Raw genomic sequence first — 19,941 nt, 5'->3', positions numbered from 1 at the left:
TGTCACAGGTGATAACCACATCCACCCCAGCACCGGCAACGGCTCAGGCAAAACCAGCCGTTCCCAGCAAACCTTCAGTTCCTTCCTCTGTTGGGGTTTCTTCGCCTGCTCCTGTGGAGGGGCCTTCAGCTTCAGCTGGGGAGGGTCTTGTTACTGCCCCGATGCCTGGGAAGGTTTTGAGGGTTCTTGTCAAGGAGGGTGAGAGCGTTAAAACCGGTCAGGGTTTGCTTGTTTTAGAGGCAATGAAGATGGAGAATGAGATACCCTCTCCTAAGGATGGTGTGGTTAGGAGAATCTACGTTAAGGAAGGCGACACCGTGAACACCGGCGACCCACTAATAGAAATCGGATAACGGTTTTATCCCCCTTCATTTTGGCAATTGGATTTTTTCTCCAACCTTTAGTTAAAAGCCGAAACTTTTCCAGTCCAACGCCGAAAGGCATTTAAGTATAACAACTGTACAGTAATGTGCAGAACCTTGCAGGAGGTGCAAATATGAACTCCGCAGTGGTTGTTTTAATCGCCGCCGCCATATACGTGGGAATGTACTTTACCTACGGTAAGGCACTGCAAAACAAGGTCGTCAGGGCCGATCCCAACAGGCCAACACCTGCTCACAGGCTCTACGACGGAGTCGACTACGTCCCAGCGCACCCGCTCGTTCTCTACGGCCACCACTTTGCATCGATTGCAGGTGCGGGCCCAATCGTCGGTCCAGCGATAGCGATGGCATGGGGCTGGCTACCTGGACTGTTGTGGGTCTGGTTCGGAAACGTCTTCATCGGTGCAGTCCACGACTATCTGGCACTGATGTCCTCGGTCCGCTACGATGGTAAGTCAATTCAATGGATTGCGGGCAAGCTTATGGGGAAGAGAACTGGAATAGCGTTCGAGCTTTACATATGGTTTGCACTCTTGCTGGTTGTAGCTGCGTTTGTTGCGGTTACGGCGAAGCTGTTGACTATAACTCCCCAAGCGGCAACGGCAACACTGCTCTTTCTTGTAGTGGCAATAATACTCGGATGGTTGCTCTACAAGATGAGGATGGAGTTCAAGCTTGCAACGCTAATAGGAATTATCCTGTTAGTAATAGCAGTATGGCTCGGTCTCAAGTACCCACTCATCTTCGTTCAGGGTCAGGAAAAGGCCGGGAGTGCCGCTTACACGACGGCCTACCACTACTGGAACATAATCCTCATGGTGTATATCATCATTGCGGCTTCCCTCCCAGTCTGGATACTTCTTCAGCCTAGGGACTACCTCAACGCCTACATCCTGTGGTTCGGACTGCTCTTTGGGGGGATTGCATTCATACTCTTAGCTAAGAACTTCACGGCACCTGCTTACACCACGTGGAGCGCTTACGTCGTCAAGGGAATCACCAGCAGCGGACCAAAAGCTGTGCCGTCTCCATTCTGGCCGACCATACCGCTCATAATAGCATGTGGCTCTTTGAGTGGCTTCCACTCCTTGGTCGGTTCAGGAACCTCATCCAAGCAACTTGACAACGAGATACATGGCCTGCTCGTCGGCTACGGTGGAATGTTCACCGAGGGCTTCCTTTCTACTATCGTCATTACAGCCATAGCTGTCTACGGCGTTCAACTCACAGGTCTCCAGCCCAACCAGTGGGGACTCCACTACATTGAAAAGGGTGGTCTTGGAGCCTTTATCGGAGGCTACGCTAAGGGCGTCAGCGAGTTCTACGGTGTCAGCGAGACCTTCGGAAAGACCTTCGCGACTCTTTGGGTTTCAGCCTTCACTCTGACCTCCCTCGACACCGCAACGAGGCTTGGAAGGTTCGCTTGGCAGGAGCTCTTTGGAATGGTCGCCGACACAAGTAAGGGAACGATGAAGCTCATAACTAACAAGTGGGTCGCCTCGATAATAATCGCAGGTCTCGGAACCTACCTCGCATGGGGAGCCGGCTACAAGGTCATTTGGCCTGCCTTCAGCGCTATGAACCAGATGCTTGCCAGTATAGCTCTCATGACCGCGGCACTCTGGGTGGCCAAGGTGCAGAGAGCCGGCTCATGGAGCTGGGCTGTCCTTATACCGGCACTCTTCCTCTGGATAACAGTGACCGCCGCAATGATCTGGTACCTCATCTACGTTCCAATGGTCGGGGAGTACTTAATAGCAGTTAAAGGTGCCATAGTGATAAGCCTGCTCCTGAACTTCCTCCTAGCGTGGGACTTCTGGATTGCATGGAAGAGACCCGAGGAGGAGTACGCCGCCAGCGCGGCCTGATTTCAATTTTTCTTTTTGAGCTATTCAATGCTTCTGGGGGATGAGAGATGCCCAAGAGAATCCTGGAGAGCATTCAAGAGTTCCTTAAGGGTGTTGAACAGTCGTTCCGAGAACAATCAACAGAGTACATTGAATTCGAACTGAGAGAACTTGAGAACGTCTTCTCGCTCCTCCTGATGGGGTCATTCATCGGACTCCCAAGCCCACCGACGACCCTCACCATAAGACTGCTTCCCCACATGGCGAGGGAACTGTACGTGATGCAGAGAAGGGCAGAGGAGATGGACGACATCCTCGGAGAGCTCGCTGGCCTCTTCGACATAACGTGAGGTGATTGATATGAGGGAATATCTCCTCCCCAAGAGGGGTTACCGTGTTCTCTTTGTTATAGGAAAAGGTGGTGTAGGAAAGACCACGACTTCCGCGTCCATAGCAACTGCGCTAGCTGAAATGGGATATAAAACGCTCATTGTTTCACTTGATCCTGCCCACAACCTTGGCGACGTGTTCATGACTAAGCTGGGCGACAAACCGAAGAAACTCACCGATAACCTCTACGCTAGCGAGCTCGACATGGAAAAGCTCATAAAAAGCTACCTCAAGCACCTGGAGGAAAACCTCAAGCACACCTACCGCTATCTGACGGTGATAAACCTTGAGAAGTACTTCGAGGTTCTGAGCTACTCCCCGGGAATAGAGGAGTACGCCACGCTCGAAGCAATACGGGACATCCTGATGGATGAGAACAAGTGGGATGTGATAATCTTTGATACCCCACCCACAGGCCTAACACTCCGTGTTCTAGCACTCCCACGGATATCCCTCATATGGACGAACAAGCTTATAGAAGTTAGAAAGAAGATACTGGAGAAACGTGCAGCCATAGCTAACATTCAAGGTCCCTTGAAGTTTAGGATAGGTGAAAAAGAAGTCGAACTACCCACTGAAGAGAGTGAGGATGAAGTAATGAAAGAGCTTAAAAAATACCGCTCAGAGATTCAATTTGTTGAAGACGTTATAACCAATCCAGAAAAGACGAGCGTTATTGCAGTGATGAATCCTGAGGAACTACCTCTATATGAAACAATCAGAGCTAGGGATGCGCTGAAAAAATTTAAGGTTCCACTCAAGTTCGTAGTTGTTAATAAAGTTATTAATGTATCCGAGAAAATTCCTGAGTTGAAAGTGAAGCTTGATACCCAGAGAAGGGTGCTGGAACAGATTAAAAAAGAGTTCAAGGGGATCGATGTGATCCAAATCCCAATGTTCCCCGAAGAACCCCGAGGAATGAAATGGCTTAAGAAGCTCGGAGGAATGATAGTTGGGAATTGAGGAGGAGATTATTAAACGGCTGAGGAACGTAAAAGATCCTATAACAGAGGAGAATATAGTGGATCTAGGTATGGTTGTTGCGATTGTGGAAACAGAGGAAGGAATACAGCTTTATCTAGATCTTTCTCGTGGAACTCATGGACCTTTTATGGATGCAATTACTTGGCCTGTCAGGATTAAGATAGTGAGGGATGTGGTTACAGTCCTCTCAGATTTAGGAAGGATTGAAATACTTGACGCTAGGAGCTTCCAAAGGTACTATCCTGAGGGTGATTGAAATGAACAATCAGTTGCTGATCGCGATTATAATATTTGTGGCTGGAATTGCGACTCTTCAGTACTTCAGGGGTAGAAAACTTAACCTTCTCCTCATGCAACATTACATAAGATCAATACAGGATGTTATAAAACCTGAGGACAAGGACTACGTCTGGCTCGGGGGCTACATAGGCTTCCGGGCAAACTACAAGGTAAACAGGGACAACGTGAGGAGGTTTGAATACACTCTAACGCTCCTCCCGAGGCACAGCCTCCTCTACTTCCCGATTGCCCTGCTAACGAGCAGGCACGACAAGCTCTACATCGTCGTCAGGCCCTTCGCCCAGATAAAGCGCGAGGCCCACCTCATCCAGAAGGGTTATTACAGGCTTAAGCCCAACATAGAGAACGAGCCACTCCTCCAGAGGGAGGAGATAGAGATAGCGGGCAAAAGGTATGAGGCCCTCTTCGAGAAGAGGAGGGATCTCGATAAGCTCAAGTCCCTACTGGAAAGCCTTCCGAAGCCCCACAACGTCAAGCACATGGCTTTGACACCAAAGACCAACGTCTTCTACGTCCTCATGAAGCCCGAGCCTGAGACGATAGAGGAAAGCGTGAAGAAGATAGTCGAGTTCACCAACAGGGAACTCAAAGAGAGCCCCTTCTCCTCCTGATTTTTCATCCCTTCGCAACCTTTTTATCGGTTGAACCGCTAGTTATACTTGGTGATACCTTTGGTTAGTATCCGTCTGAAAGTTGGGCCCAAGGGTCAGATAGTAATCCCCAAGGTATTCAGAGAGACCTACGGCATAAAGGAGGGCGGTGAGGTCATAGTGGAGCCGACGGAGAAAGGCTTAGTGCTACGTGGTCCTGTAAAGGCAGAGGATGTTCTCAGGAAAATCAGAGAGAGACGAAGGAAGATGAACCCAAAAAGAAAACCGGAACCTGGTGAGCTCAAGGGAATAAGCCTTGAAGACGAGTTTGACGAGGCCTGGGGGATCGAGGAATGAGGATTTTCCTTGACACGAACCTCTTCGTTTATCTGGCCTTAGGCAGTAGTGACCCAAACTACGAAACCTCCATCGACGAGTTCTACAAAACTCTCCTTGAGGAGGACGAGCTGTATACGGACGTTTTAGTCTTAGACGAGTTTATCCACGTCCTCAAAAAGAAATACGGAGTTCACTACGGAAGAACAATTGGATTCATCGACGAGACCGTTCTTCCCGTGGTGAAAGTGCTCCCCCTGACTTTTCTTGATTACCTCACCGCCAGGGAAATCATCCTCAAATACAAACTCCGCCCTTCCGATGCCCTTCACATCGCGGTAATCCAGAACAACGGTCTTCAGGCGATAGTGAGCGAGGACGAGGACTTCGATAGGCTTCCCCTCAAAAGGCTCTGGCTGGAGGGTTGATTATGGAGGTTTACAAGGCCAAGTTCGGAACCCCTGAAAGGGGCTGGGTTGTTCTTGTCCACGGCCTTGGAGAACACAGCGGACGCTACGGGAAGCTGATTAAGCTGTTAAACGAGAATGGATTTGCCGTTTACACCTTCGACTGGCCCGGACACGGGAAGAGCCCGGGCAAGAGGGGCAATACCAGCGTCGAAGAGGCTATGGAAATAATTGATTCCATAATTGAAGAATTAAATGAAAAGCCCTTCCTCTTCGGCCACAGCCTTGGGGGTTTAACCGTCATCCGCTATGCAGAGACGAGACCCGATAAGATAAGGGGCGTAATAGCCTCTTCACCGGCCCTCGCGAAGAGCCCTGAAACTCCTAGCTTCATGGTGGCTCTGGCGAAGTTCCTCGGGAGAGTTGCTCTAGGCCTGACGCTCTCGAACGGCATAAAGCCTGAGCTTTTATCAAGGAACCCAGAGGCCGTTAAGGCCTACGTGGAAGACCCGCTTGTCCACGACAGGGTCTCGGCCAAGCTCGGGAGGAGCATCTTCGAGAACATGGAGAAAGCTCATCGGGAAGCACATAGGATAAAAGTCCCGGTTCTTCTCCTCGTTGGGACTGGCGACCTCATAACTCCTCCAGAAGGCTCAAGGAAACTCTTCAAGGAGCTTAAGGTAAAAGACAAAGAGCTGAAGGAATTTCCCGGGGCCTACCACGAGATATTTGAGGACCCGGAGTGGGGGGAGGCCTTCCACAGGAAGATAGTTGAGTGGCTTCTGCGGCATTCTGGGGAGAGCTGAGATGGGATTCAACAGGGAGCGGCTCTTTCACCTTTCTGGCCTCCTCCCATTGCTCACGGTTCCATGGCTCGGAACGACGTGGTTCATCTACACTGCCCTCGCTGTTCTCCACCGCTTTCGTAAGAGAGTTTGGCAGCTCTACGGCGAGAGCGGGAGTCTGGCAAAATACCTCGCCGTCGGAATGGCCTCCGCGTACCTCACCGAGGTTCTCGCGATAATCGACAACCTCAATAAGCCCCCGGCTGAGAGAGCACTCTTTAATCCGGATCCACTGATAGACCTCTATCTCGCCTCCGCCTACTACCTTCCCTTCGTCCTCTACTGGGGGCTAGCGGTGAGACGCTACGACTACTCCTGGAGGGAGGTCTTCCTCATAGGTGGAACAACCGGCATCCCCATGGAGCAGAGCGGAGCCGTTTTCCTCTCGATGAATCCCCTTGCGTGGCTCTACGTCCTCCTGGTCTACGGCTCCTACAAGGCCGTTCCTGTACTCGTGGCCGAGGACTGCTTGAAAGGGAAGGTGAGAAAAGAGCTGAGAACAGGAAAAAGGCTTGCTCTGGGGCTGCTCGTTGAATTCACTGCATTCCTTTCGGCTGGAGCCTTGCTCTGGCTCTTCAAACTGGCCGCTGGAGTTAGATGATGTCCCGCCTGTCGATGATGTGCTCCAGCTCCGGGCCGGTCTTGATTAACGCCACCGGAACTCCAACGCGCTCCTCTATTTCTTCCACGAACTCCTTGGCTCTTCTCGGCAGTTTGTCGTAGTCGGTAACGCCGAAAGCCCCTCTGTCGTACTTGTCGAGCATGGTCAGAGCCAGCATCGTCGCCCCGTTTAGCTTAGCGGAGTAGCGGGCAAAGTCGAAGTCAAACCAGCCGACGCGCCTCCTCCTCCCGGTTACGGTTCCATACTCGATTAAGCCGAGTCTTTCGGCCTCCTCCTCGCTCATCTCCGTAGGGAACGGCCCGGCACCTACACGCGTCGGGAAGCTCTTGAAGACGACTATAACGTCGTCGACCCTCGTGGGGCCAATTCCGACGTCGCTCGCTATGGCAGAGGCCGTCGTGTCCTTGGAAGTTACGTAGGGATAGGTTCCGTAGTAGAGGCTCAGCCCGAAGCCCTGAGTCCCCTCGATGAGAACCAGCTTGCCCTCATCCAAGGCATCGTTTACCTCAGCGGCGACATCGGTAAGGTAGGGTTCGAGCTCCGGGATGTCCCTTGCTAATTTTGCCCTTCTCATGGCTCTGTCCGCGTTTGCCGGCCCGCAGCCGCTTCCAGTTGTTCCTATCTTCCCGTGGAGATAGCCATTACACCTGTCGAGTTCTTTGTGCCTCTCCTCTATTATCGCACAGCGGTAGTCAATCCCAACCCTCTCGGCAACGTTGAAGTCCTTGAGGTGCTCAAGCTCGTGGAAAAAGACAGCGGGATCTACGAGAACGCCGGCACCGACGAGAAGCCTCGCTTTCCTCTGCACGAAGCCCGTTGGAAGCTGCCTCACCGCGTACTTCCTGCCGTTTATAAAAACGCTGTGGCCCGCGTTCGTTCCGACTCCACCGCGTGCTATCAAATCCGGTTCATCCTTGAGGGCAAGGTAAGCTATTACTGACCCCTTGCCCTCGTCACCCCACTGACCGCCAACGACGATGTAGCTCGGCATGGCTCCTTACCCATGTTTAAGTTAAGAGGGGGTTTATAACGGTTTCGAGTTTGCCATAAAGTCGTCAAAACAAAGTCCCTCCAAGTCCAAAAGGTTAAAACTTGCGACAAAAACCAAAGGTGGGGGATTAAAGGTGAAAAACAAGCTTGTGGTCGTTACCGGCGGTGCGGGCTTCATAGGCTCTCACATAGCCTGGGAGCTCGTCAAGGACAACAAGGTAATCATAATCGACAACCTCTACACGGGGAAGGAGGAGAACGTCCCGCCCGGGGCGAAGCTAGTAAAGGCAGACATAAGGGACTATGAAAGCATAGCCGAGCTGATAAGCAACGCGGACTACGTCTTCCACGAGGCGGCGCAGGTGAGCGTCGTCGAGAGCATCCGAGACCCGGTCTTTACCGAGGAGGTAAACGTAATCGGCACGCTCAACGTTCTCAAGGCCCTTCTCGAAGGTCACGGGAAGCTTATTTTTGCCTCCTCGGCAGCTGTCTACGGTGACAACCCGAACCTTCCGCTTAAGGAGACGGAGAGGCCAAAACCGCTCTCGCCCTACGGCGTGACAAAAGCCACCGGCGAGGAGTACCTCCGCGTTTACCACGAGCTCTATGGTTTACCGGTCGTTGCGCTCCGCTACTTCAACGTCTTTGGCCCGAGGCAGGGGTTTAACCAGTACGCTGGCGTTATAAGCATCTTTATCAACCGTGCTTTAGCTGGGGAACCCCTCGTTATCTTCGGAGACGGAAAGCAGACGCGCGATTTCATCTACGTTAAGGACGTGGTTAAGGCGAACATTCTCGCTGCCGAGAGCAGGAGGGCGAACGGGGGAGTTTTCAACGTGGCAACCGGAAAGCAGACGAGCATCCTTGAGCTGGCGATGAAGGTAATCGAGATAACGGGCGCCAACACCTCGATAATCTTCGACAGGCCGAGGCCCGGAGACATAAGGCACAGCCTCGCGGACATAAGCGAGATTAAAAAGCTAGGTTTTAAACCCGAGTGGTCGTTGGAGGAGGGGCTGAAGAAGACTGTGGAGTGGTTTAGGGCCATTCGGGGATGGGCACGGGAATGAAAGTTATCTCCCTAACTCCTTCTTCCGGTTTATTGGTTCCATGAGCTAGATGACTCGGATTGGAACGAACTTCAAGTGCTTCGGGTCCAAGTGCCCTTACCGGCAGGGTATCGCTCGAACCTGAGGTCAGAATGCCGAGAATAGTTGCCAGTCCGGATTTCTTCTCTAGTGTAGCCGGTGGCTGGGGACGGAATTTAAGGGAGCCGTACCAGTGCCCGACCTTGACGGAGGGCTCGGGAGAGATGTGCTTTCTTATCGCCACCCAGTCGTACTCGCTCGGATTTCCACCCGTTATCTGTCCGAGTGCAAAGGGCCCCCTGAGCACCGCTGAGGAGGGAAGGGTGTACCTAACCATGGAGGAACCGTCCTGATACGTGTGGACCGTCCCGTTTGAATTGACGTAGATTTCAAAGATGTGCCAGGAACCGATGCTGTAGGGATTGCCTGTATACCCGAGCACAGTTCCCCGTCCCGTTACAACACTCCTGTTGGTGAGGGCGTCATAGGTGTTTGTTATGGGTATTATTCCGAGATAGTAATACGTGTAGTATTCAATGGTTTCCCCGTATCCGACCCCGGAACTGTCGATGTAAATCGTGTAGAAGGGACCCGGGATGAACGTATCTGGGTTGTTCCGGGAGATGGTTAGGTCGGGAGAAGATATGCTCGCATTGAGTATAACCTCATAGGACGTTGGAAGGTTAATCTTCGTCCAAACCCAGCTGGGGTTTCCATAGATTCCGTTCCCAACCTGGTAGTACCCGCTCAACTGAAGCTTTCCCCCGCTTACAGTCGGATTTCCGTGGATGTTCCACTTGCTCTGATTTACTGAAGTGCCCGAAAAGTCATCGAAAAATAGAAACACCTTCTCAGGATTATTGTACGACGTGTAGGGATTTACCCCCCCGTAGTGCATGCAAACGGTTACGTTTTTTTCTGCCGGTATGGACGTAACCTTAACCCAAATGACTCCCCTTCTGTTGTTCGTGTCCAGCTCCTGTATCCAGTAGTAGAGGGGTGAACCGGAGGCTGTGGTGAAGTAGACGTTTGTTGGGTTTAGATAGTTCCAGAGAATCTGGGTGGACGAGTTCAGGACGACCCTGATGGTATAGTTGCTAAGACTCACCGCTTGTGAATTCGAAACCTGAACGGGATTGCACAGGTCACCGGCCCAAGCCCCTTCTCCAAGTTTGTTGACCGAGAGGTTAATCTTTCCCGGGGGGGATATCAAATCCGGTGAGCTTAGAACAACTCTGATATCATAAACTTCGTTTACATTGACCTGAGATGTTGGCGTTACGTTTATCTCCTTCAAGGCGGGCAACAGCTGTTTGAGAGTTCTGTTCCAGAGGGCAATAAGACCCCCCGAGGAGTTGTAGAGTTTAACAAAGACCTTCGTTCCGGCACTCAGATCATTGGCAAACGAAAGTGTTACGTTCACTATATTTCCCGACCCATCAACCCAGAAATAGAAGCCACCGGAACCTGTAGGCGAATAGACGGGCGATGATCCCTCACCAATCCCCTGAATTCTCATATTTATGCCGGGAATGGCTAACCCAAGTGTTATAGCCAGAAGTGCCAGTATGAGAAGCACTGTGATGATCCTCAGCTTTTTCATCGTGAACCTATTTGTGGTTTAAGTTTAAAAGCTCTCCCCGACTTGAGAAAAAAGTAAAAGATCACTTCCGGACACTGAGACTTCCCTTCTGCTGGAGCTCCCTCGCCCTCTGGGCGAGCTCTGCGAGCTGTCCCTCAAGCTTCTTGAGGGCCTCCTGAGTTTTGGCGATTGCAACTTCGTATTCCTTTATCCTGTCGTTGAGGTAAGCTATTGCATCGTCAAGGCTCTTCTCGACGGCGTAGCCGGCCCCAACGCTGACTATGGCGTTCTCCTTGTCGACAACGACCCCCTTGAGGAACGAGCCGGCCCCTATCGGCACGAGGATTTCAGGTTTTTCCCCCTCAACCTTCTTCAGCTCCTCAAGGGTCTCCCTAACGGCCTCGAACTCGTTCTTACCTAGAGTTAGGAGCTCAAGGTTCTGGGCCAGCAACTGCGCCTGTGCCTGAAGGAGCTGATACTCGTAAGCGAGCTTCTCCATCTCCTTGGCCTCCGCCATCTCGACCACCAGAGAAAGCTCCCCTCCGAGGCTATAAACCTTTGGTCTCACCTTTCACCGCCGGTGAAAACAAGGCTTAAGTATTTTATCGCTGTAAAACTTCCGGTGGGAGCATGAAGGTCAGGGTTGGTGTCAACGGTTACGGGACAATAGGAAAGCGCGTCGCATACGCAGTAAGCAGGCAGGACGACATGGAGCTCGTTGGTGTGACCAAGACGAAGCCCGACTTCGAGGCTTACCTGGCAAAGGAGATGGGAATTCCCGTTTACAGCGCGGGCGAGGACTTCCTGCCGAGGTTTGAGAAGGCCGGCTTTGAGGTTGAGGGCACTCTAAAAGACCTCCTCGAAAAGGTTGACGTCATCGTCGATGCAACACCCGGCGGAATGGGAGCGAAGAACAAGGCCCTCTATGAGAAGGCCGGAGTTAAGGCCATCTTCCAGGGCGGCGAGAAGGCGAACGTTGCCGAAGTTTCTTTCGTCGCTCAGGCCAACTACGAGAAGGCCCTTGGGAAGGACTACGTTCGAGTTGTCTCCTGCAACACGACTGGATTGACAAGAACGCTCTCGGCCCTTCAGGAGTACATCGACTACGTTTACGCGGTAATGATACGCCGTGCAGCAGACCCGAACGACTCCAAGCGCGGGCCGATAAACGCGATAAAGCCGACCGTTGAGGTTCCTTCCCACCACGGCCCCGATGTGCAGACGGTAATTCCGATTAACATAGAGACGATGGCCTTTGTAGTTCCAACAACGCTCATGCACGTCCACAGCGTCATGATCGAGCTCAAGAAGCCTCTCACCAAAAAGGATGTAATTGATATCTTTGAGAACACCACCAGGGTTCTCCTCTTCGAGAAGGAGAAGGGCTTTGAGAGCACGGCACAGCTCATAGAGTTCGCCCGCGACCTGCACCGCGAGTGGAACAACCTGTATGAAATAGCGGTCTGGAAGGAGAGCGTAAGCGTGAAAGGAAACAGGCTGTTCTACATTCAGGCCGTTCATCAGGAGAGCGATGTCGTTCCCGAGAATGTCGATGCGATAAGGGCGATGTTCGAGCTCGCCGACACGTGGGAGAGCATAAGGAAGACGAACAGGAGTTTGGGGATTTTGAAGTGATTAAAACTTTTCCGGAAGAACCTTTATTCCCTTTCTTTTTGCCAGGCTTCTGAGCTTTCTATCGAATGTGGCGAGTGTTCCCTTCTCCAGAGCATGAAGTAGAACCACCACATCGTTGAACCGGGATAGTGAGATTTTCTCTCCAACCAGAAGGTTTAGGGCATTCTCGATGATTTTTGGACTTTCACTCAGCCCCTTAAACCTAGGATCATCCATGTATCCATTGAGAGACTCCAGCGCATCTTTGGCCGAAAAACCGTTGTTTTTGAAGAACCACACGTACTCCTGCATAACTATTGCCGGAACGTACCACCTATCCAGAGACTCGAGGATATTCTCGGCCTCACTGTGGAACTCGGTGTCTTCAAAGGTATCGTAGATGAGAACGTTCGTGTCTATGACCCCATGCATTCTTCCATACCCTCCTCGATGGACTTCTCTATCTCCTCCGGAGTGATGTTCCTGCCGAGTTTAAGGCGTTTTCTCTGTTTTCTGAGCCTTTGAATCACTATCTTGTCTCCTTCGAGGCTAACCTCAAGGATTTCTCCTTCTTTTATCCCAAGGGCCTTTCTAATCTCCGCTGGAATGGTTATCTGATAGTTCCGTGTTACTTTGGTGACGCTCATAGTAGGTTCACCCGGGTAGTAGGTTTGATTCCCTACTATATTAAGGTTACGGGAACGTTAGAGGTTGAGCTTCCTCCTCACATCTTCCGCACTCAGCCCTTTAACCAGCAAATCCTTCTCCCTGCTCGTTTCGCCCTTCACTATATCAACCTCTGCATTTAGCAACTTCGAGAAGAACTTAACAACCTCTTTGTTAGCCTTTCCCTCCACAGGTGGAGCTTTGATTTTGACTTTCAATCTTCCCCTCCACTCGTCTACACCCTCAATAGCGTTCTTCTTCGCCTTCGGCTGGACGTGGATGAGGAGGAGCGTCCCTTCCTTCGTCTCCTTGAGGAACTTTGCCATCTCAATCCCTCCAGTCGTAGTCCCACACGATAGCCGGCGGGAACTCACCGCGTTTAAGCTTTTCGAGTATCTCCCCGGCAACGGAGTAGGCGAAGTCGAAGGTTTCTTTGTTAACAATTCCATGGTTCAGGGCGATCTCAAGTTCATCTTCATCGAGGAGGAAGGCCCCACCGTTTGGAAATACGAAGATATCCAAGAAGAGGTCGAGCATCTCAAGAGTGTTCCCCTTGCGTTTGGTGTAGGCCAGAACATCGATGTAGAGGCCCTTGAAGTTTCCCTCTTCGTCATAAACCTTCAGGATGTCGTAGTTCTTCCCGATGAATGCGAAGTAGAGCATGCCGTAGCCGTTGTCTATCACTTTCACGCCGTTCACCCTGAGGGGGGCGAGCATACCGGAGAAGGTTGACCTGGCGACGATGATGTCTCCAAGGTCAGCAATGATCTCGTCGTCCCTCTCTATGACCCGGTTGGGCAACCTGCGGTAAATCAGGTGAATCCTCATCGGGACACCTCAGTAAGTCAGCCTTGGGTTGTACTCAAGCAACATGAGCCCGTTCTTGAATATCCTTATCGTCCCGCTCTCCGAGAGGCTTATGGCCATCGCCTTCGTGAGTCTCGTTATCCCAGCTGCAGCTATGTGCCTGCTCCCCAGTCCGGGGGGGAGCATCAGGTCAACGACCTTGGGTTCAATCTCGAGATACCTCCCCGCGGCGACTATTCTTCCATCCTCTCTCACGACGAAGGCCCCATCGAGCTGGGCGAACTCCTTTATAATCTCCTTGCTGTCCTTGTCGAGGACGTTTATCTTATGCCCCTTAAAGGGGTTCGGTATCAGCTGGCGGGAGTGCCGGAGAACCCTTCTCGTGTCCCCAATTACAAATATGGTCCCCACCGGATTGCCTTCCCTCCCTTCAATGCTCAGTTCTATGGCTATCTCAAGCAACCTCTGGAGGACGTTCTGACTCTGGGAGAAGAAGCTCTTCATCGCCGAGATGCCCTTTTTAACGGTCTTTATCCCAATCGAGTTATCCGTTACATAGACGAAGGACTCCCCTTCCTTAACCATCTCGTGCTCAAGTAAGAATGCCGAAATAAGGTTCAGAATGTTGTTGAGATCAAGGTTCTGAGGAATTGATATTTTTTTCACCTTTTTTTCCTCTACCTCAAAGGTTGAGCCAACAACCACAACCGGCAGGTTAACATCCGGTATCTTCTCCTCGGGTATCTCCTTGAGCACGACTATGGCCTTGGCACCGAGCTTGAGGGCTATCTCAACGGCCCCCTCAAGAAGAACCTCCGGGACATCGCCCATAATATCCTTACCTCCCTACGGGACTCTCAAGAACATATAAAAACGTAGCGATTGAACCCTTCCGGGTGGTCCCATGAAGGTCGTCGTCGCAATAACCGGGGCGAGCGGTTCTGTTTATGGGGTTCGTCTGGTCGAGGTTTTGAGGGAGCTTGGGCACGAGGTCGTTTTCCTTGCTTCAAAGACCGGGATAAGCGTTGCAAGGCACGAGCTGGGGATAAGGATAAAGCCCGACTACACCGAGGACAACCTCTTCGCCCCCGTTGCCTCGGGTTCCCACCCCTTTGACGCGATGGTCATAGCGCCCTGCTCGATGAAGACCCTCTCGGCGATAGCCAACGGTTACGCCGACAACCTGATAACGAGAACCGCCGACGTTGCCCTGAAGGAGCGCAGAAAGCTCATCCTGATTATCCGGGAAACCCCGCTTAACCTCATCCACATCGAGAACATGCTGAAGGTGACGAGGGCAGGGGCCATAGTGATGCCCGCATCTCCGGGATTTTATACAAAACCCAAAACTTTGGATGATATAATAAACTTTATAATCGGCAGAACTCTAGATATTCTGGAAATTGAGCATAGCCTTTACCGGCGCTGGGGGAGTCCGCATGATTCAACTGGACGACCTTGACAGGGCGATACTGAGACTGCTGAAGGAAGACGCCCGCCTTACAATCTCGGAGATAGCGGAGCGCTTGAAGAGGCCGGAATCAACCGTTCACTTTCGCATCAAGAAGCTCCTTGAGAAGGGCATCATTGACCGCTATACAATAATCCTTGGTGAATCCCTCCAACCGAAGGCGGTTGCACTCGTTTACCTCGAAGCCGAAACGCCAATCATAGAGGACTTCCTGGAGAAGTACATCAGCTACATAACGAGAACCCTCTCAATACTCCCCAACGTCCTCATGGTCGCGAGGAGCGGGAAGAACGGTGTGATTGCCCTAGTCGGCGAGGAGAACGAGAGCAAGCTCAACAAATTCATAGATGAGACCATAAAGACGCTTCCGACAATAAGGAAGATTGAAGTTATCCCAATAAACGAGTTCGCGAAGGGCAGGGATTTAATCGGCTTCCTCGTGAGGGTATGATATGGAAATCGAGGTAAAGTTCAGGGTCGATTTTGAGCGAATCAGAGAGAAAATTGAGTCCCTGGGGGCCTTTCTGGCCGGAGAGGAGCTCCAGGAGGATATCTATTTCTCCCTTCCGTATCCACGGTTGCTGAGGGTGAGGAATGTTTCGAACCTTGGGAAGGCCTATCTTACCTACAAGGAGATAAGGGATCCCGGGCGGAACGAGGAATTTGAGGAGCTTGAGGTCGAGGTCTCCGACTTTAAAACGATGGTCGAAATACTAAAGAGGCTGGGGTTTGAGGAGGACGTGGTCGTCAGGAAGAGGCGCCTCGTTTACCGCCTTAACGGAATCACCTTTGAACTGAACGATGTTGAGGGCCTTGGCGGGTTTCTGGACATAGAGGTCATCTCGGAGGATGTCGAAGATGCCAAGAGGAAAATCTGGGAAGTTGCCGAAAGGCTTGGCCTCAGTGAGAACGACGTCGAGCCGAGGCTCTACCGGGAACTCATCGAGAGGCTAAGTTGAGCCAAAAGCCTTTTGGGAATAAAAGCAAAATAACTACCGGTGGGGTGCGTGGGCGGCCGGGCACAGGGTTCAATGGAGTACCTTTTTATGATTGCGGTCACCTTGGTAATAGCCCTGGTCGTGGTGTCCTACCTGTCCCGGAGCGTTGAAAACATTCCTGATTCACAGGTAACAGCCCCCTGGTTGGACCCGGAGTCGATGACAAGCTTCAACACAAGCGACATGTACTTCAACTACTCGGTCTGGGTCGAACCTGCGGGAACGGGAATATACCGCGTCGTTTACAGGTTGACGGCCAAGGAGACTCTCAACAACGTCAGGGTTCAGGCGACGCTGAAGTGCGAGAGACAGCCGAGGTACATAGATACCAGGTATCTCTCCGTGATTGAACACTACGATACCATACCACGGGGCTGGTACGTCTCCAACTACTGGACACCACTTGAACCCGGTGACTTCCCCTGCGGGGTGGAGTTCAATGTCTGGGTTGGCTAGGCTGGCCCTTCTAATTCTCCTTTTCTCGGCGGTTCCCGTTTCCTCGACATCTTTTGCCGTCTATTACGGCCAGCTCAGCGGAAAAACCATTGGCGACCTCAAAGGTTTTGAGATTCTAATCCTCCCCCCAACAATCGAGCCGGAGCTAATTTCGAGCCTCTCCAGAAACCACACGGTCGTTGGCTACCTGAGCCTCGCGACCGTTGGTGGATGGGAGCCATGGGCCAAGGCCGTTCCGAAGGGCATAGTCATCGGAAAGAACACCAACTGGAACGAGAAGGTTGTGGACTTCGCATCGCCCGCATGGAAAAGAATTGTCCTTGAGGAGGCCATCCCCTACATCCTCTCCCGGGGATTTGAAGGTGTGTTCCTCGATAACGTGGACTACGTTGACAGATATCCTAAAAAGAAAACCGCGATGGTGGAGCTGATAAGGGCGATAAGGGAGCGATATCCCGGAATAACCATAATCGTCAACAGGGGCTTCTCAATAAAGGAGGAGATTGCCCCCTACATTGACTACGTCCTCTTCGAGGACTTCATAACCTACTACAACTTCTCAACGCGGAGATATGAGATTTTTAAGGGGAAGGAACTTGAGTGGGAGCTTGAGCAGGTGGAGGAGCTTAAAAATCTTGGAGTGCCCATCCTCGCGTTAAGCTACGCCAACCTGAGTGACAGAAAGCAGGTGAGTGAGTTCGGGAAAATCGTTTGCTCCTACGCCAGAAAATACAATGTCTCGGGGGTTTATCTGGCAGAGATAAGCCTCCAGAGGGTCGGAATTGATCCGTGCAGGAATTCGGTGGAGACTGGGGGAAAGAGAGAACCAGAAGGAGAACCTGAAAGGCCGGGAAAAGTCTGTGGGCCGGGTTTCATCCTTGCCCTCACTTTGCTGTGGCGACGATTTTTATGATGTCGTTGAACTCAAGCTGGTAGTCCTCCCCGACGCGCCTGTGGGTTCTGGCGTTGACGGCGTAGAGGAAGGTCTTCCCAAGGTCGGTGTGGACTTTGTAGGCCAGATCCCTCGGCGTCGAGCCCCTAGGGAGGAGATACACGTGGGGCAGGACGTTTCCGAACTGGTCGGTAAGCTTGTGCTCGTCCTGAACGGGGTAAACCGGGATGAGGTTGAGTAGCTCGAACACGGCTCTGTTTATAACCTCCTGCACGCCGGTTGAGCCGAACCTGTTCAAAACGCGCTCCTTTATGAGTTCAAGTGCCCTTTCCTGCTTTGGACTCATCTTTTTCAGGACTTTGAAGTCGGAACCCCCCGGGATGTAGTCGATGAAACCCGCTCTGGCAGCTTTCCTGAGCGTGAGTTCGGCCACTGCGCTCGTTGGGACGACGATGTAGCCTCTCTTTTCGCCCTCCTTTTTCAGCCTCTCAATCCCCTCGTCGCTCGCGGCGTCGGCCTTGTTTGCGGCTATGATAATGGGCTTGTTTATCCTCCTCACCTCGCGGACGAAGGCGAAGAGATCGTCGTCAGTCCATTTGGTTGGGTCATTTCCGAGCCCGAGCCTGTGGATGGCCTCCCAGACGTCCTCCTCTCTAACGCCTATCCCAGAGAGGTGGTTCGCTATCGCCTCCTCAAGCTTCATGTGCTGGAGCTTTATCCTCTTCGCAAACTTTTCCCAGCCCTTCTTGAGTATCCCGAGTATCCAGTAATCTATCTCCCTCTCAAGGAACTCGATGTCCTCGACAGGGTCATGGTAGTCCGTTGGCTGTCCCTCGGCGTCGGTCTTTCCGGTTGCGTCAACGACGTGGATCAGGGCTGAGGCCATCCTGAGGTCGTCGAGGAACTTGTTGCCCAGACCGCGACCCTCGTGGGCGCCGGGAACTAAACCTGCAACGTCTATCATCTTAATTGGGATCAGGGCCTTTCCGTCGCGGTACTCGTAGTTCTGGGGATTTGGCTTGCAACCGAGTTCTTTGCATGGATGCTCCGCTATCGCGTAGGTTACGCCGACGTTCGCCTCTATCGTCGTGAAGGGGTAGTTGGCTATATCCACATCAACCAGCGTTGCGGCTGAGAAGAAAGTCGACTTTCCGACGTTTGGCTTTCCAACGACGCCTATCTCCATTCCATCCACCGGCCTAAGTTTGCGCCAGGGTTTTAAGGACTTTTGGATTACATAAGTAAGGTGAGCTCGATGAGGGTTGCCGTTCCCTCGGACGGGGGCTTTGACGGGAAGGCCGTTCCATTTGATGCCTCAGAGGGCATAGCCATAGCCGAGGTCGGGCCGGACGGCGTCAGGGAGATAAAGGTCATAAAACCGGGAGACAACGTTGCGGAGGAGCTGAAGCGGGAGGGCGTTGAGCTCGTCCTGACTCCCGAGATTTCCGAGGAGCTGGCATTAAAGTTTGCAAAGCTTGGAATCAGGGTTCTCACAGGCGTCAGCGGAAAGGTTAAGGACGTCATGATGCTGGCACTTAAAGGAACTGTGAAAAGGGCCTTCAAAGCAGGTCTTGATATGGCAAGAATGGGGAAAGACGTTATGACACGAAAACTATAACTTACCTTTTTCCTTAATCTCTCAGGTGGAAGAGATGCGCGTCGTTGTTCTCGTCGAGGACTACTCAGGCTATGAAAGCCCCTTTCTGGCCCAGCACGGGGTGAGCTTTCTGATAGAGAAGAACGGCAAAAAGGTGCTCTTTGACACGGGCCAGAGTGCTTATCCGGTTCTCCACAACATGAGACTTCTTGGGATAAGACCTGAGAGCATAGACTACGTCTTCCTGAGCCACTGCCACTACGACCACACGGGCGGGCTCCTTGAAATCCTCAAGGCCATCGGGAGGCGCGTTCCGGTCATAGCGCATCCCACGCTATTCAGGAGGCACTTCGTAACGAGACCCCACCTGAGAGACGTTGGGATTCCCTTCAGGAGGGAAGATGTTGAGGAACTGGCGGAGCTTTATCTCACTGCTGAACCCATCGAGATAGTTGAAGGACTTTTCTCAACGGGTGAAATTAGGGACCGGGAAGACTTCGAGAGGGTGAGCATAGGGTTTATACGCTGAAGGACGGGAAGGTCGTGGAGGATGAACTCCTCGATGACATGAGCCTTGTCGCAAAAACCGAAGACGGCCTTGTCGTCGTGAGCGGTTGCAGTCACGCGGGCATAGTGAAACACGCTAAAAGGCTCACCAGGGAGGAAAGAGTTAGGGCTGTGATAGGAGGCTTCCACCTCATAGATGCGAGCGAAGGGCGGATAAAGAGAACTGTTGAGGAGTTCAAGAGGCTCGGCGTTGAGGAGGTGTACACCGGCCACTGCACCGGATTGAGGGCCGAGGCAGAGTTCATGAAGGCCTATGGCGAGAACTTCCACAAGCTCCATTCGGGGATGGTGATAGAATTCGGGAGATGAGCCGATGGGTGGAAAAACCGAGGGTAAGCCGAGGATAACCGTGATGGCGTACTCCAAAGAGGGGTTCCTCAGCAGGAAGGCGGAGACCCTAAGGGATGCACTCTCTATAGGAGACTACGACGTCGTGTGGGTGAACGTCGAGGGCCCAATCTCCACGGAGGAGCTGAAGGGAGAGCTGGGGTTCTCCGATTCAGTTACCA

The 19,941-nt window shown here is 52.2% G+C and carries 29 protein-coding genes and 1 pseudogene; 21 read left to right on the top strand and 9 right to left on the bottom strand.

Going from position 1 to position 19,941, the window contains the following annotated elements; all coding sequences use genetic code 11:
- The 10 genes from MVC73_RS00750 to MVC73_RS00705 all read left to right on the top strand — a co-directional run.
- Positions 1-353, top strand: a 353-nt coding sequence (locus tag MVC73_RS00750; protein ID WP_297506068.1) for a biotin/lipoyl-containing protein, incomplete at its 5' end; no start/stop codon positions are given.
- A 143-nt stretch (positions 354-496) separates the two neighbouring features.
- The gene (locus MVC73_RS00745; protein WP_297506067.1) at positions 497-2,251 is read left to right on the top strand and encodes a carbon starvation protein A; all 1,755 of its coding nucleotides are present in this window, start codon (positions 497-499) and stop codon (positions 2,249-2,251) included.
- 47 nt (positions 2,252-2,298) lie between these two features.
- Entirely contained in the window at positions 2,299-2,580 is a 282-nt protein-coding gene (locus tag MVC73_RS00740; RefSeq protein ID WP_297506066.1) for a hypothetical protein, read from the top strand.
- 10 nt (positions 2,581-2,590) lie between these two features.
- Positions 2,591-3,583: an ArsA family ATPase gene (locus tag MVC73_RS00735; protein WP_297506065.1), complete on the top strand. Its 993-nt coding sequence runs from the start codon at positions 2,591-2,593 to the stop codon at positions 3,581-3,583.
- Positions 3,573-3,860, top strand: a complete 288-nt coding sequence (locus MVC73_RS00730; RefSeq protein WP_297506064.1) for an iron-sulfur cluster assembly protein — start codon at positions 3,573-3,575, stop codon at positions 3,858-3,860. The genes MVC73_RS00735 and MVC73_RS00730 overlap by 11 nt, the downstream gene beginning before the upstream one ends.
- A 1-nt stretch (position 3,861) precedes the next feature.
- Positions 3,862-4,515 carry a hypothetical protein gene (locus tag MVC73_RS00725; protein ID WP_297506063.1) on the top strand — a complete coding sequence of 218 codons (654 nt, stop codon included), beginning with the start codon at positions 3,862-3,864 and terminating at the stop codon, positions 4,513-4,515.
- Positions 4,516-4,566: 51 nt separating this feature from the next.
- Positions 4,567-4,851 carry an AbrB/MazE/SpoVT family DNA-binding domain-containing protein gene (locus MVC73_RS00720; protein ID WP_297506062.1) on the top strand — a complete coding sequence of 95 codons (285 nt, stop codon included), beginning with the start codon at positions 4,567-4,569 and terminating at the stop codon, positions 4,849-4,851.
- Entirely contained in the window at positions 4,848-5,258 is a 411-nt protein-coding gene (locus MVC73_RS00715; protein WP_297506061.1) for a type II toxin-antitoxin system VapC family toxin, read from the top strand. The genes MVC73_RS00720 and MVC73_RS00715 overlap by 4 nt, the downstream gene beginning before the upstream one ends.
- A 2-nt stretch (positions 5,259-5,260) precedes the next feature.
- Positions 5,261-6,043 carry an alpha/beta hydrolase gene (locus MVC73_RS00710; RefSeq protein ID WP_297506060.1) on the top strand — a complete coding sequence of 261 codons (783 nt, stop codon included), beginning with the start codon at positions 5,261-5,263 and terminating at the stop codon, positions 6,041-6,043.
- 1 nt (position 6,044) lies between these two features.
- The gene (locus tag MVC73_RS00705; protein WP_297506059.1) at positions 6,045-6,683 is read left to right on the top strand and encodes a hypothetical protein; all 639 of its coding nucleotides are present in this window, start codon (positions 6,045-6,047) and stop codon (positions 6,681-6,683) included.
- Here MVC73_RS00705 and MVC73_RS00700 read toward each other — a convergent pair.
- Positions 6,676-7,695, bottom strand: coding sequence for an adenylosuccinate synthetase (locus MVC73_RS00700; RefSeq protein WP_297506058.1), 1,020 nt, complete (start codon positions 7,693-7,695; stop codon positions 6,676-6,678). The two genes, MVC73_RS00705 and MVC73_RS00700, sit on opposite strands and share 8 nt — an antisense overlap.
- A 133-nt stretch (positions 7,696-7,828) precedes the next feature.
- On the opposite strand from MVC73_RS00700, the gene MVC73_RS00695 reads away from it, so the two are divergent.
- Positions 7,829-8,764 (top strand): SDR family oxidoreductase, encoded by a 936-nt coding sequence (locus MVC73_RS00695; RefSeq protein WP_297506057.1) that lies wholly within the window; start codon positions 7,829-7,831, stop codon positions 8,762-8,764.
- Here MVC73_RS00695 and MVC73_RS00690 read toward each other — a convergent pair.
- Both MVC73_RS00690 and pfdA read right to left on the bottom strand, forming a co-directional pair.
- Positions 8,733-10,385 carry a DUF2341 domain-containing protein gene (locus MVC73_RS00690; protein WP_297506056.1) on the bottom strand — a complete coding sequence of 551 codons (1,653 nt, stop codon included), beginning with the start codon at positions 10,383-10,385 and terminating at the stop codon, positions 8,733-8,735. The genes MVC73_RS00695 and MVC73_RS00690 overlap by 32 nt on opposite strands.
- Positions 10,386-10,446: 61 nt before the next feature.
- Complete coding sequence (gene pfdA, locus MVC73_RS00685) at positions 10,447-10,881, bottom strand: prefoldin subunit alpha (protein WP_297506072.1); 435 nt, start codon at positions 10,879-10,881, stop codon at positions 10,447-10,449.
- A 113-nt stretch (positions 10,882-10,994) separates the two neighbouring features.
- On the opposite strand from pfdA, the gene MVC73_RS00680 reads away from it, so the two are divergent.
- A complete protein-coding gene (locus MVC73_RS00680; RefSeq protein WP_297506055.1) occupies positions 10,995-11,999 on the top strand; it encodes a phosphorylating glyceraldehyde-3-phosphate dehydrogenase in 1,005 nt (334 codons plus the stop codon).
- On the opposite strand, the gene MVC73_RS00675 is transcribed toward MVC73_RS00680, so the two are convergent.
- The 5 genes from MVC73_RS00675 to MVC73_RS00655 are packed head-to-tail and all read right to left on the bottom strand — an operon-like array spanning position 12,000 to position 14,282.
- The gene (locus tag MVC73_RS00675) at positions 12,000-12,410 is read right to left on the bottom strand and encodes a PIN domain-containing protein (protein WP_297506054.1); all 411 of its coding nucleotides are present in this window, start codon (positions 12,408-12,410) and stop codon (positions 12,000-12,002) included.
- The gene (locus MVC73_RS00670) at positions 12,395-12,625 is read right to left on the bottom strand and encodes an AbrB/MazE/SpoVT family DNA-binding domain-containing protein (protein ID WP_297506053.1); all 231 of its coding nucleotides are present in this window, start codon (positions 12,623-12,625) and stop codon (positions 12,395-12,397) included. The genes MVC73_RS00675 and MVC73_RS00670 overlap by 16 nt, the downstream gene beginning before the upstream one ends.
- Positions 12,626-12,682: 57 nt before the next feature.
- Entirely contained in the window at positions 12,683-12,970 is a 288-nt protein-coding gene (locus tag MVC73_RS00665) for a DUF167 domain-containing protein (RefSeq protein WP_297506052.1), read from the bottom strand.
- A gap of 1 nt (position 12,971) precedes the next feature.
- A complete protein-coding gene (locus tag MVC73_RS00660) occupies positions 12,972-13,472 on the bottom strand; it encodes a DUF402 domain-containing protein (protein ID WP_297506051.1) in 501 nt (166 codons plus the stop codon).
- 9 nt (positions 13,473-13,481) lie between these two features.
- Positions 13,482-14,282: a diadenylate cyclase gene (locus MVC73_RS00655; protein WP_297506050.1), complete on the bottom strand. Its 801-nt coding sequence runs from the start codon at positions 14,280-14,282 to the stop codon at positions 13,482-13,484.
- 73 nt (positions 14,283-14,355) lie between these two features.
- Here MVC73_RS00655 and MVC73_RS00650 point away from each other — a divergent pair, with 73 nt between their 5' ends.
- The 5 genes from MVC73_RS00650 to MVC73_RS00630 are packed head-to-tail and all read left to right on the top strand — an operon-like array spanning position 14,356 to position 17,289.
- Complete coding sequence (locus tag MVC73_RS00650; RefSeq protein WP_297506049.1) at positions 14,356-14,913, top strand: UbiX family flavin prenyltransferase; 558 nt, start codon at positions 14,356-14,358, stop codon at positions 14,911-14,913.
- On the top strand, positions 14,891-15,373 hold the full coding sequence (locus MVC73_RS00645) for an Lrp/AsnC family transcriptional regulator (RefSeq protein ID WP_297506048.1): 483 nt from the start codon (positions 14,891-14,893) through the stop codon (positions 15,371-15,373). Before MVC73_RS00650 ends, MVC73_RS00645 begins: the two co-directional genes overlap by 23 nt.
- Before the next feature lies 1 nt (position 15,374).
- Positions 15,375-15,881: a class IV adenylate cyclase gene (gene cyaB, locus MVC73_RS00640; RefSeq protein WP_297506047.1), complete on the top strand. Its 507-nt coding sequence runs from the start codon at positions 15,375-15,377 to the stop codon at positions 15,879-15,881.
- 39 nt (positions 15,882-15,920) lie between these two features.
- Complete coding sequence (locus tag MVC73_RS00635) at positions 15,921-16,376, top strand: class III signal peptide-containing protein (protein WP_366938909.1); 456 nt, start codon at positions 15,921-15,923, stop codon at positions 16,374-16,376.
- Positions 16,360-17,289 (top strand): endo alpha-1,4 polygalactosaminidase, encoded by a 930-nt coding sequence (locus tag MVC73_RS00630; RefSeq protein ID WP_297506045.1) that lies wholly within the window; start codon positions 16,360-16,362, stop codon positions 17,287-17,289. The genes MVC73_RS00635 and MVC73_RS00630 overlap by 17 nt, the downstream gene beginning before the upstream one ends.
- Here MVC73_RS00630 and MVC73_RS00625 read toward each other — a convergent pair.
- On the bottom strand, positions 17,261-18,454 hold the full coding sequence (locus tag MVC73_RS00625; RefSeq protein WP_297506071.1) for a redox-regulated ATPase YchF: 1,194 nt from the start codon (positions 18,452-18,454) through the stop codon (positions 17,261-17,263). The two genes, MVC73_RS00630 and MVC73_RS00625, sit on opposite strands and share 29 nt — an antisense overlap.
- A gap of 69 nt (positions 18,455-18,523) precedes the next feature.
- On the opposite strand from MVC73_RS00625, the gene MVC73_RS00620 reads away from it, so the two are divergent.
- The 4 genes and pseudogenes from MVC73_RS00620 to MVC73_RS00605 form a co-directional block, all read left to right on the top strand.
- Entirely contained in the window at positions 18,524-18,886 is a 363-nt protein-coding gene (locus MVC73_RS00620) for a NifB/NifX family molybdenum-iron cluster-binding protein (RefSeq protein ID WP_297506070.1), read from the top strand.
- Between the two features lie 34 nt (positions 18,887-18,920).
- Positions 18,921-19,394: an MBL fold metallo-hydrolase gene (locus MVC73_RS00615; RefSeq protein WP_297506069.1), complete on the top strand. Its 474-nt coding sequence runs from the start codon at positions 18,921-18,923 to the stop codon at positions 19,392-19,394.
- 14 nt (positions 19,395-19,408) lie between these two features.
- Positions 19,409-19,741, top strand: a complete 333-nt coding sequence (locus MVC73_RS00610) for an MBL fold metallo-hydrolase (protein ID WP_297506044.1) — start codon at positions 19,409-19,411, stop codon at positions 19,739-19,741.
- Between the two features lie 4 nt (positions 19,742-19,745).
- Positions 19,746-19,941, top strand: a pseudogene (locus MVC73_RS00605) (magnesium and cobalt transport protein CorA); the annotation flags it as partial.

Source organism: Thermococcus sp., from assembly GCF_027052235.1.
Lineage (GTDB): Archaea > Methanobacteriota_B > Thermococci > Thermococcales > Thermococcaceae > Thermococcus.
Note: the sequence above shows the minus strand (reverse complement) of the source record. Positions and strands in the feature narration are given on the sequence as shown.

Bases quoted from the DNA above. Each gene is read 5' to 3' on its own strand.
- MVC73_RS00745 (WP_297506067.1), top strand. From the start codon at position 497: ATGAACTCCGCAGTGGTTGTTTTAATCGCCGCCGCCATATACGTGGGA.
- MVC73_RS00740 (WP_297506066.1), top strand. From the start codon at position 2,299: ATGCCCAAGAGAATCCTGGAGAGCATTCAAGAGTTCCTTAAGGGTGTT.
- MVC73_RS00735 (WP_297506065.1), top strand. From the start codon at position 2,591: ATGAGGGAATATCTCCTCCCCAAGAGGGGTTACCGTGTTCTCTTTGTT.
- MVC73_RS00725 (WP_297506063.1), top strand. From the start codon at position 3,862: ATGAACAATCAGTTGCTGATCGCGATTATAATATTTGTGGCTGGAATT.
- MVC73_RS00715 (WP_297506061.1), top strand. From the start codon at position 4,848: ATGAGGATTTTCCTTGACACGAACCTCTTCGTTTATCTGGCCTTAGGC.
- MVC73_RS00710 (WP_297506060.1), top strand. From the start codon at position 5,261: ATGGAGGTTTACAAGGCCAAGTTCGGAACCCCTGAAAGGGGCTGGGTT.
- MVC73_RS00705 (WP_297506059.1), top strand. From the start codon at position 6,045: ATGGGATTCAACAGGGAGCGGCTCTTTCACCTTTCTGGCCTCCTCCCA.
- MVC73_RS00700 (WP_297506058.1), bottom strand. From the start codon at position 7,695: ATGCCGAGCTACATCGTCGTTGGCGGTCAGTGGGGTGACGAGGGCAAG.
- MVC73_RS00690 (WP_297506056.1), bottom strand. From the start codon at position 10,385: ATGAAAAAGCTGAGGATCATCACAGTGCTTCTCATACTGGCACTTCTG.
- pfdA (WP_297506072.1), bottom strand. From the start codon at position 10,881: ATGGCGGAGGCCAAGGAGATGGAGAAGCTCGCTTACGAGTATCAGCTC.
- MVC73_RS00680 (WP_297506055.1), top strand. From the start codon at position 10,995: ATGAAGGTCAGGGTTGGTGTCAACGGTTACGGGACAATAGGAAAGCGC.
- MVC73_RS00675 (WP_297506054.1), bottom strand. From the start codon at position 12,410: ATGCATGGGGTCATAGACACGAACGTTCTCATCTACGATACCTTTGAA.
- MVC73_RS00670 (WP_297506053.1), bottom strand. From the start codon at position 12,625: ATGAGCGTCACCAAAGTAACACGGAACTATCAGATAACCATTCCAGCG.
- MVC73_RS00665 (WP_297506052.1), bottom strand. From the start codon at position 12,970: ATGGCAAAGTTCCTCAAGGAGACGAAGGAAGGGACGCTCCTCCTCATC.
- MVC73_RS00660 (WP_297506051.1), bottom strand. From the start codon at position 13,472: ATGAGGATTCACCTGATTTACCGCAGGTTGCCCAACCGGGTCATAGAG.
- MVC73_RS00655 (WP_297506050.1), bottom strand. From the start codon at position 14,282: ATGGGCGATGTCCCGGAGGTTCTTCTTGAGGGGGCCGTTGAGATAGCC.
- MVC73_RS00650 (WP_297506049.1), top strand. From the start codon at position 14,356: ATGAAGGTCGTCGTCGCAATAACCGGGGCGAGCGGTTCTGTTTATGGG.
- MVC73_RS00645 (WP_297506048.1), top strand. From the start codon at position 14,891: ATGATTCAACTGGACGACCTTGACAGGGCGATACTGAGACTGCTGAAG.
- cyaB (WP_297506047.1), top strand. From the start codon at position 15,375: ATGGAAATCGAGGTAAAGTTCAGGGTCGATTTTGAGCGAATCAGAGAG.
- MVC73_RS00630 (WP_297506045.1), top strand. From the start codon at position 16,360: ATGTCTGGGTTGGCTAGGCTGGCCCTTCTAATTCTCCTTTTCTCGGCG.
- MVC73_RS00625 (WP_297506071.1), bottom strand. From the start codon at position 18,454: ATGGAGATAGGCGTCGTTGGAAAGCCAAACGTCGGAAAGTCGACTTTC.
- MVC73_RS00620 (WP_297506070.1), top strand. From the start codon at position 18,524: ATGAGGGTTGCCGTTCCCTCGGACGGGGGCTTTGACGGGAAGGCCGTT.
- MVC73_RS00615 (WP_297506069.1), top strand. From the start codon at position 18,921: ATGCGCGTCGTTGTTCTCGTCGAGGACTACTCAGGCTATGAAAGCCCC.